Origin of the sequence: Vibrio fujianensis (assembly GCF_002749895.1) — a bacterium.
Lineage (GTDB): Bacteria > Pseudomonadota > Gammaproteobacteria > Enterobacterales > Vibrionaceae > Vibrio > Vibrio fujianensis.
In genome coordinates this window covers 1-3,138 of the sequence record NZ_NBUS01000019.1, presented here as the reverse complement: position 1 = coordinate 3,138, position 3,138 = coordinate 1, and the positions used below count along the sequence as shown (strand labels likewise).

The window sequence follows — 3,138 nt, the reverse complement described above, 5'->3', positions numbered from 1 at the left end:
TTTTTAGGTTGAAATCAATACAGTCAGCGTTGGATCGGTTATCAAGTCATCATAACAAACGCTTTAAGGAGGACAGCCAACACTAGGCATTTTAGATTCAAATAAGTATATTTGAGGTTACGGTTGTTTTGTTTGAGTTTGGTTGGCATGCGTTGTCAGCCCCTTAAGCGGGCGTTATGTAACCGTAAAGAAAAAAAAGACCACAATGCATTGAAAAGTAGATTTTTTTATGATTGATCTAATTTCAATGTCGACTTTTTCTGAGCGGGTTTCGTGCATGTTGATTTAACTTTCGGCTTCTTGTTCTTCGAGTTTTTACTCTGGTTTCAATGGTAAAGTGAGTTTGCGATAAGCTTGGTGGAAGTCACTTTTTTATTTGAACTAGGGCTCGCAGTTTCGTCGTTGCCACGCAAATTCTACTGGGTTACTGCTAACTTTTCATGTAAGTTAAACGGTATTTGGCAATATTATTCTTTGTAATGCTTTGAAATAGTTAGCAAAGTTACATAACAAAGCATTCAAGTGGGACAGTCAACGTTTGGCAGTTTTGGTTTGGTTGGCATTTGAGGTTACGGTTGGTTAATTTGAGCGCAGTTGTTTGCGTTGCCTGCCCCTTAATGCGGCGTTATATGTCATTGTAGTTAATCAAAAATATTGGAGTATTATGCCTCTCAGTAAATTAACGATTCCCGATACCGAAAGGATAATTGAAAAAGGTACTAATAGAGAAGTTATTCATGTTAATGACCCTCATGCATTGGTAAAGGTTGCTGGATATTTGAAGTTTAGTCATGCTTTAACTGACAAGAGTGAAGGCATTTACTTCAGAGGAGAAAGGAAAGTTTACGGTTCTCTATCTCCGACAATATTTAGAAATATCCATCAATCAAAATCAAAAGAGAATCGGATCGTTTCTGTTCGTAATGCTCTCAAGGAATTTAATGATAAGTGTCATATTTTCCAAGGTTTTGGAGAGTATGCTCATGAGCCATTGATTCAACATTACGGCGTTCATACTACATGGGTTGATCTTGTAGATAACTTTTGGATAGCGCTATGGTTTGCGTGCCATCGTGCTAAAGGCGCTGGTGAGTGTGGGCAATATCTGCATTTCGAAAGGCGTATACCCTCAGAAGAAGATAAATACGCTTATGTTGTGTTAGTCGGTGTGGATATTCAGAAGCGAGATAAATTTAAGCCAGGTTATTTCCACGGTCCCAACACTGAGATGGTTGATTTACGTATGGCTGCACCATCTGTTTTCTTACGTCCGCACGCACAGCACGGTTTGCTTTTCAGATGTAAAGGTGTAAACAACGAGCGTCCAAATGATTACTCTAAACAAATTAGAGGGATTGTTAGGGTTAAGTTGTCCGACGCTCTTGACTGGTTGGGCGACGGTAAAATGGTTGGGACCCATTCTCTATTTCCGCCTCCGTTCTATGATAGTGGTTACCGTATTCTTATTGAAAGTGGAGCCCAAATCGATAAGCACATTGGTAGTATTGGTCTAGTGGGAGCCTAGACATATAACAATCAATTTAAGAGGGATTCACAACGCTTGGCAGTTTTGCTTCTACTTCAAAATGAGTGTTTATGGCACAATGCTTTAGGTTTGGGTGGAGGCGTTGTTCACCCCTTAATTGGGCGTTATGTAACCGTAGAGAAAAAAGCCCACAATGCATTGAAAAATAGATATTTTTTATGATTGATCTAATTTAAATTTCGACTTTCTTTAAGTTAGTTTCGTACATGTTGATTTAGCTTTCGGCTTCTTTATTCTTCGAATCTTCAGTTTGTTGCTAATGATTCAGCGGGTTTGCGATAAGCTTGGTGGCAGTCACTTTTTTCTTTGAACTAGGGCTCGCAGTTTCGTCGTTGCCACGCAAATTCTACTGGGTTACTGCTCACTTTTCATGTAAGTTAAATGATATTTGGCAATGCTGTTCTTTGTAATGCTTTGAAATGGTTGGGAAAGTTACATAACAAAGCATTCAAGTGGGACAGTCAACGCTTGGCAGTTTTGGTTTGGTTGGCATTTGAGGTTAAGGTTGGTTAATTTGAGCGCAGTTGTTTGCGTTGCCTGCCCCTTAATGCGGCGTTATACAAATTAGCATAGCACAACTAAACATACTAAAGGCTTGAGCATGAGTAAAATGAAAGACACTTTGATGAACTATGTATCTCAATTAATGGAAAATACGGTAGCAACTGGCAGAGGAATGATAATTCACTTAGAACAATCATACTCTTTGATTTTTAAAGGGGGGATAGCACTACTTGGCTTGTCTTTATTAGCAATATCTCAATCGTATCAGATAATTACTGATTATGACTTTGAAATTAAAGAGAGTATATATTCCCTTGAAGAAACGTACGGTAAACCTTTACAAGAATTATCATGCCAAACTGATATTGAACAACTAGCTGAAAGAGCAACCTGTCGGCTAACTAAATATAAAAGTGGGACTAATATGGGAGCAATGCAAATCGGTTCACATATAATTGTCATTTCTTTCTTTTTAGGTTTCGGTTTAGTAGTTTTATCAATGTATGGTTTCATTTTAAAAGCTCAACGAGACGGCCAAAACGAGAAAAATCAATAATTTGTATAACAAAGCATTTAAGAGTGATTCGCAACGCTTGGCAGTTTCGCTTCGCTCAAGTATAGCCAAGCGCCGCTCACACCTTAATGCGGCGTTATGTAACCGTAAAGAAAAAAGACCACAATGCATTGAAAAGTAGATGTTTTTTATGATTGATCTAATTTCAATGTCGATTTTCTCTGAGTGGGTTTTGTGCATGTTAATTTAGCTTTCGGCTTCTTTGTTCTTCGAATCTTCAGATTATTGTTAATGATTCAGAGGGTTTGCGATAAGTTTGGTGGCAGTCATTTTTTTCTTTGAACTAGGGCTCGCAGTTTCGTCGTTGTCACGCAAATGCTACTGGGTTACTGCTAACTTTTCATGTAAGTTAAACGATATTTGGCAATATTTTTCTTTGTAATGCTTTGAAATAGTTAGAAAAGTTACATAACAAAGCATTCAAGTGGGACAGCCAACGCTTGGCAGTTTTGGTTTGGTTGGCATTTGAGGTTAAGGTTGGTTAATTTGAGCGCAGTTGTTTGCGTTGCCTGCC

At 38.3% G+C, this 3,138-nt stretch carries 2 protein-coding genes; both read left to right on the top strand.

Annotated features, from left to right (window positions below; translation table 11 throughout):
* Nucleotides 1–664 precede the first annotated feature (664 nt).
* Nucleotides 665–1,525, top strand: a complete 861-nt coding sequence (locus B7C60_RS00415) for an FRG domain-containing protein (protein WP_099609973.1) — start codon at nucleotides 665–667, stop codon at nucleotides 1,523–1,525.
* A 622-nt stretch (nucleotides 1,526–2,147) separates the two neighbouring features.
* Complete coding sequence (locus B7C60_RS00410; RefSeq protein WP_099609972.1) at nucleotides 2,148–2,606, top strand: hypothetical protein; 459 nt, start codon at nucleotides 2,148–2,150, stop codon at nucleotides 2,604–2,606.
* Nucleotides 2,607–3,138 lie beyond the last annotated feature (532 nt).